Annotated in this window: 9 protein-coding genes; all 9 read right to left on the bottom strand. The window is 38.5% G+C overall.

Annotated features, from left to right (window positions below):
- Positions 1-190: 190 nt before the first annotated feature.
- Positions 191-730 (bottom strand): carboxypeptidase-like regulatory domain-containing protein, encoded by a 540-nt coding sequence (locus Q0625_RS12250; RefSeq protein WP_298827781.1) that lies wholly within the window; start codon positions 728-730, stop codon positions 191-193.
- A 5-nt stretch (positions 731-735) separates the two neighbouring features.
- Positions 736-1,242 carry a hypothetical protein gene (locus tag Q0625_RS12245; protein ID WP_298827779.1) on the bottom strand — a complete coding sequence of 169 codons (507 nt, stop codon included), beginning with the start codon at positions 1,240-1,242 and terminating at the stop codon, positions 736-738.
- Positions 1,239-2,183 carry a hypothetical protein gene (locus Q0625_RS12240; protein ID WP_298827777.1) on the bottom strand — a complete coding sequence of 315 codons (945 nt, stop codon included), beginning with the start codon at positions 2,181-2,183 and terminating at the stop codon, positions 1,239-1,241. Before Q0625_RS12240 ends, Q0625_RS12245 begins: the two co-directional genes overlap by 4 nt.
- Positions 2,184-2,324: 141 nt before the next feature.
- Entirely contained in the window at positions 2,325-2,870 is a 546-nt protein-coding gene (locus Q0625_RS12235) for a carboxypeptidase regulatory-like domain-containing protein (RefSeq protein ID WP_298827775.1), read from the bottom strand.
- A gap of 12 nt (positions 2,871-2,882) precedes the next feature.
- Positions 2,883-3,437: an Ig-like domain-containing protein gene (locus Q0625_RS12230; RefSeq protein ID WP_298827772.1), complete on the bottom strand. Its 555-nt coding sequence runs from the start codon at positions 3,435-3,437 to the stop codon at positions 2,883-2,885.
- 5 nt (positions 3,438-3,442) lie between these two features.
- Positions 3,443-4,270, bottom strand: coding sequence for a carboxypeptidase regulatory-like domain-containing protein (locus tag Q0625_RS12225; RefSeq protein ID WP_298827770.1), 828 nt, complete (start codon positions 4,268-4,270; stop codon positions 3,443-3,445).
- Positions 4,271-4,306: 36 nt separating this feature from the next.
- The gene (locus Q0625_RS12220; RefSeq protein ID WP_298827768.1) at positions 4,307-4,960 is read right to left on the bottom strand and encodes a carbonic anhydrase; all 654 of its coding nucleotides are present in this window, start codon (positions 4,958-4,960) and stop codon (positions 4,307-4,309) included.
- Positions 4,961-5,012: 52 nt separating this feature from the next.
- Positions 5,013-6,125: an MBL fold metallo-hydrolase gene (locus tag Q0625_RS12215; RefSeq protein ID WP_298827765.1), complete on the bottom strand. Its 1,113-nt coding sequence runs from the start codon at positions 6,123-6,125 to the stop codon at positions 5,013-5,015.
- A gap of 23 nt (positions 6,126-6,148) precedes the next feature.
- Positions 6,149-6,676 (bottom strand): efflux RND transporter periplasmic adaptor subunit (locus Q0625_RS12210; protein ID WP_298827763.1); only part of this gene is annotated, 528 nt, incomplete at its 5' end.

The following is a 6,676-nucleotide window of genomic DNA, read 5'->3' as shown; positions in this document are numbered from 1 at the left end:
TAGGGATATTGTCCGTACGGAAAAGTTTTTCATTTACGACATTGGGACGCTCGTAAGTTTTGCGACCTGCACAAGCGGTAAGGGTAAGGGCTACAAAAGCCACTGCGAAACCTTTATAAATGATTCTGTTCATAATCTTAATTTAGGTAATAAGTAATAGATAATAAGCGATAAGGTTTTATAATATTAATTATTTTTGTTTGTTTTTGATATGTTGGTTATAGTAATCTTGGGTGTAAACAAACACATTATACATAGAAATCTGTTCTATTTCCTTAGGCATCTCATCCCAAGTGCGTATCTCATAGGTATAAAACTCTCCATTGCGCACACGCTCCTTGAATGCTTCTTCATTCGATTTTTCAATTTTTGAATCATCTAGGTAAAAACTAAAAGATACTGTATAAGGATCCACAAAATATTTATAAATTACATCAGAATCTAATTGTACTTTATACTTTTGATGCGGTATATTCTTGATTACAAAGTAATATTGTTTATTCATTTTATACCCTTTATATTCGCTTTCAACAGAGAATTCTAATATATCAAATAGTTTTGCTTGTATAGTATATTTTCCTTGGGCATCGGTATATACCTTTTCTCTACCATTGGAGACTATTACCTTAGGGAAAGGTTTATTTTCGTCATCAAAAACTCTTCCTGATACGGTGATTTGCGCCATAGTGGAAAGCGTAAAAAAGAATAAAAATATAGTAAGTCGGGTCATAGTTGTTAGTTTTTAGTCTTCTCTGACGAGTTATGTTCTTCGGTTGGGTCAAACTGATTGGAAGGGTCAGACAATTTAGATAGTTTAGCTAAGTTAAATTGGTACACTTCCCAGATTTCTTTATATCGTCGTTTTATTATTTTAAGTCCTCGTTTGTCTTTCTTGCCAAATATTTCTATTGCTTTTTGCCATTCTTTCTTAGAGATAACATAGATGGCTCCATATTTGGCATACCTACCAAAGCGTTTTTTAGACTCTGTAGGAAGGAAAACAACCATATTCTCTATATCCTCAGTAGCTATCTTTATATCTTTTTCAGGTTTTTTTGTTTTATATCTTTTCCCATCAACAATAAACAATGGATAATGTTTTAGAGCATTTTTCGGGCGCCCAATAATAATCTCTGTATTAGTCGCCTCTTCAGGTGTTTTTATCTTTCCAAGCGTATCTTGTACTTGTTGTGCCATAGTAGAAAGCGTAAAAAAGAATAGAAATATAGTAAGTCGGGTCATAGTTGTTGTGTTTTTCGCATTTTTCTTTTGAATTTTCTTGTATAGATTTTATCTTGTTTTCGCCCTTTCTCATCTCTGACCGCTACGATACCAAAACGACCTTGAGTTCCATAAAGCGCCATAGCCTCTTGCTGTGCTATCTCACGGGCTTTTATCTCCTTACTGTCTTTTATCCTTCTGAGAAATTGCTTTTTATCCTTCATCGGCTTACCATTAAGGACAAAAAGCTTATCACAAGGCGAACCTCCTACTGTCACCAGACCTGCAGTTATATAGTTGATAGAAGGTTTTTTAAGAGGAGGACGTACAAAATCCATCGTTTGTTCTGTGCTATCGGTTACAACAACACGGCACTGCCCTACGCATTCACTTAGTATAGCATCCCATCGGCGAGCTTTTATCTCATATCTTCCCAAGCTATCAGTATATACCTCAGTGTCTCTTTCTCTGTTTTCTATTTTACAGCCAGCGATAGGATTACCTTCATCATCAGTAACCCTACCTGTTATCATTATAGGAAATTTGAATTTTTCCAATATTTGTGCTATTCGGTAGTATTTGTATCCTTCTCGGGTCAGTTTTCCTAACTTCTTATGCTGTACTTCCTGCACTTTCTTATATGTCTGTTTTGTTACTATATATATCGCCCCACCTACTGCTTGTTTTCCAAAGAGATTTACTGCATTTTTTGATGTAAAAACTATCAAAGCAGCTACATTTTCTGGATCAAACGATTTTATTGTATCTATATTTCCTGCATTACCAACTATTTTCCCATCCAAAAAGAACACTGGCTGTGGGCTTCCACCTATAACACACCTTAAAGTAGGATTTATATTAGAATCCTCTTGAGGTGTTTTTACCTTTCCCAGCGTATCTTGCACCTGTTGTGCCATAGTGGAAAGCGTAAAAAAGAATAAAAATATAGTAAGTCGAGTCATAGCTTATGGAAATTTTTGTTTTTTTCAATGTTCAACGATACGTTTATTTAACGAAAAGTATCTTTTTTCAGAAATCTACATACCGTAGAAAATACAAAACAGCACAGAAATCAAAGTTCAACGATACGTAGAAAAATGTATTTATTCCTTTTTCTCTTTATCTTTGATATGCTCATTATAGTAATCTTTGGTATAAACATATAGAATATAATCGTAATAGTTGCTAATTCTGCTCGAAAAGAAAGCGTTTTTCTTTAGTGAATACTGAAAAAACTCTCCGTTTCTGAGTCTTTCTTTAAAGGATTCCTTATCTTTTTTCTCTATAGGCACTCCATCGAGCACAAAAAGCATATCTGGTTTTTTCCTACCTCTATCACACTTAAAAAAATCAATAGAATGTACAAATGCATCATAACTTTGATGAGGTGTTTCCGTCAGTACATAGTGAGGTGTGGCGATTTCATAAGAGCGAAACTTTCGATCCAATCTATAAAAATAAATGACATCCCATAGTTTGGCTTCTATTTTATACCTGCCCTCACTATCGGTTCGCACCGTATCTCTTCCATTGGTAACCGGAAAATCAACATAAGGTTTCTTTTTCTCATCAAAAACCCTTCCTGATATGGTAATTTGCGCCATAGTGGAAAGCGTAAAAAAGAATAGAAATATAGTAAGTCGGGTCATATCAAAAATATTTTATTTCTTTTTACTCTTATTCTTTTTATGTTGGTTATAGTAATCCTTGGTATAAGCCACTAATCCATATTGACTAAGATAGCCATATTGCTCAAATAACTCTTGCTTCTCCATTACAGAATACTTGTAAAACTGTCCGCTTCGGAGTTCTTTTTTGAATGCTTCTCTATCTTTTTCTTCAACTATCTTATCATTACGTATAAAAAGGATTCCACAACCATAAGCATACTCAATATGAATATTACTATTCCTATAGAGTCTGTCCATAGTATGGTTATATACTTGGTGAGGTGTGTCTTTAAACACAATATAACAGCCCATATTGTCAAAATAGATTGTATCCCACTGTTTTGCTTGTATCTTATACATACCATTGGCATCAGTTTTTACCTCATTAGCTGCGTAATGCCCTTGATTGGTATAAGTTATCACGTCTGTATTTACAGTAATATTGGCAAGAGGCTTTCCTTGATAATCGGTAACTTTGCCTGTTATAGTAATTTGCGCCATAGCCGAGAGCGTAAAAAAGAATAAAAATATAGCAAGTTTGTTCATAACTTTTATTTTTTAGTGTTTACAATGATTACACCATAGGCTCCAAGAGAGCCATATATGGGAGCTTGTTGTGTGTCCAACTCTATTATTTTCTCTATCTTTTTATTTCTTATTTTAGTAAGAAAACTCTTTTTATTTTTCATAGGCACTCCGTCGAGAACAAACAACTTGTCGCAAGGCGACCCAAATACAGAAAGTGTAGAGGCTCTTGGGTCGCTGCTGCTTTCAATAGGAGGGTGTTGTACAAAGTTATAGCTTTGTTCTCTTGCTTCTTTTACGACGAGATAACAATCCTCTATATTTTCAGCTTGTATCGCATTCCAGCGGTGGGCATTGATAGTGTAATTGCCTATGCTATCGGTGAAGGTTCGAGTCCCCCTATCGTTGTTACGCACTTTGATATTAGCCAGAGGATTCCCTTCTTTGTCTGTAACTTTCCCTGAAACCACTATAAGGCGATACGTTTGATAGAATTCTCCAATTTCTCTATAATGCCGCTCTCTTCTGTTGAGCTTTCTCTCAGCAGGAATATCTATAAGAGCTTCAGCCTTGCTAAGGGCGTCTTTAGTGATGATATATAACGCTCCATATTTTGCGCTATTACCAAAGATATTTTTAGCCTCTTCTCTAAAAAACAGCAAGATTTCTGCTATCTCATCGGGTTGTAGCTTTTTAGTCTTCAAGCTCCATCTACTCAATTTCTTCCCATCGATAATACAAAGAGGGGGCTCGTTAGGAATTCTCCCTATATCCTTTATGCCTCCCTTTTGAGTTTTATCCTCTTGAGCCATTAGGGGCAGTGAAAACAATGTAAAAAATAAAAGAAACTTCATAATAACTCAAAATTCAAAACTGAAAATTCAAGACTCCTACTTATAATTCCAGTCTTCTCCGGTGAGATCATATACCCTTTGGATACGCTTCATCAGTTCTACGAAGTCTATTTCCAAGTCTATCAGGCGTCCTGAACGGATATCAAACACCCATCCGTGGACAATAGGATACTGATGATAGAGGTATCCTTCCTGTACGCAGGCCATTTTGGCTACATTGATACACTGTTCTTCCACATTGAGCTCTACCAAACGGTCGTAACGTTCCTTAGGAGAGGTGATGCTATCGAGCTCATCCTGATGTAGACGATACACATCGCGTATGGTTCTAAGCCAAGGGTTGAGTAGTCCCAAGTCCTTGGCTTGCATGGCGGCTTTTACCCCTCCGCAATCATAATGCCCACATACGATGATATGCTTTACTTGCAGGTGCTCCACAGCGTATTGTATCACCGCTGTAGAACTCATATCAAGAGTATTGACTACATTGGCAATATTGCGATGAACAAAGACATCGCCAGGGCCTAATCCCATCAGTTCCTCGGCAGTTACACGACTATCCGAACAACCAATATAGAGAAAGTCAGGGTTTTGTTCCTTGACAAGTTTCTTAAAAAAATCCTTATCTTCTTCCGTCTTCTTCTCGACCCACTGACGATTGTTTTCAAAAATAGTTTTATAAGAATCCATAATAATGATTAATACCAATAATAATTAATGATTAATTACCAATCTAACACAGCTAATGACTCTCTCTCCACCAATGGGTAAAAGTTTGTTCTTTGTCCAAATACACCACTTCTCCTATTTTCGGGGTAATGATATGATATTCGCGATGCTCTTGAGCTATTTTGGCAACCGTTTCCAAGGGTTCATACCATGGGTGCTGTGCGAGCTTGAACTTACTATTATGCCCCGCAAAATACGTTTTAGCCCCTAAGTCCTGCATTACCTGAGGCAAGTATTTAGGTAAGGTATGTATATAGCGCCAATTCTCACTATATTGTCCATTTTCCACCAGTGCTAAGTCAATAGAGGGGAATTGCTTGCCTATCTGGGCAAAGTGCGTATCATAACCACTGTCGCCCCCTATGAAAATCGTCCTTCCTCCTACCTGTAACATATAGGACGCCCAAAGAGTTTTGGCACGCCTAAGCCCTCTGCCTGAGAAATGGCGTGCAGGAAGGCAAGTAAGGGTCATCTCCTCTACCCGAGTGATGTCCTGCCAGTCCAGTTCGGTAATCTTCTCCGGAGCAAAACCCCAATATTCTAAGTGGGAACCTACCCCGAGGGGGCATACCACCTGTTGTACGCTGTCCTTGAGTGCCTTCATGGTCTTGTAGTCCAAGTGATCCCAATGGTCATGGGTGAGCACCAAGAGGTCAATCCTTTGCGGCATATCCTTTTCACTATAGGTATATTCATAGTCAAAAGGTTTTACCATGAATGAAAAAGGCGAAGCTGAGTGAAACACAGGGTCTATAAGGAGCTTCTTCCCTTCTATGTGCATTAGGTAGGAGGAGTGTCCGAGCCATACCCAAGTATTGTCTGGCAGCGTATCGAGCTTCGTTTGTACCACTGGCAGGGGGTTCGCAGGGGTTAAGTCCTCCACATTGGGGAAAAAGTAATTATAAAAGAGCGAAAACTGAGACCCTGTTGGGGTGAGATCGGGTGTCTCGGATAGGTTTTGGAAGTGACCATCCCTATAGTTGGGCGACTGCTCTATACGAGCGAGGCGCTCCCCAGCGGGTAGTTTTCCAAAATCAGACATATTCAAGATCGCACAAGAGCCTAAAGCGACTAATACTATGATTATCACAAAGACATATCCCATTCGTTTCAAGAATTTTCTCATTGGATTATTGGCTAATTGGCTCATTAGAAAATGGGTTGAATAGCTTTCACAATACTATCCATAGAAACAGGTTGAGGGGTTACCTTATCACCCGTACGCACCCCATTGAGTCCTTGTACGATAATTACATCACCTGCCTTGAGGCCTGTCTCCACCACTGCCAAGTTATCGGCACGGTTCTTGAGGGTTACCACGGTTTGCTTGATGGTATTATCTTCTACCTTGTAGGCAAATATCTTTCCTTGCTGTTCGAACACTGCTACTTCAGGAATCACTAAGGACTTATCAAAGGTCTGAGGGATAAGGATCGTACCACTATTTCCGTTGGTAAGCAAGCGATCAGGGTTAGGGAAGGTCGCACGGATTTGGATAGATCCTGTGGTAGGGTCTATCTGTCCTGTAACGGTCTGTATCTTCCCCTTGTGATCATACAGCTGTCCGTTCGCTAGAACAAGGGATACTTCGGCAAAATTGGCCAACTTCTCCTTAGTCGTAGCCCCTTTAGTTTGTGCAAGGAAAGAAAGGTAATCCTTTTCGTTCATAGAGAAATA

The organism is uncultured Capnocytophaga sp. (assembly GCF_938029845.1).
Taxonomy (GTDB): Bacteria; Bacteroidota; Bacteroidia; order Flavobacteriales; family Flavobacteriaceae; genus Capnocytophaga.
Note: the sequence above shows the minus strand (reverse complement) of the source record. Positions and strands in the feature narration are given on the sequence as shown.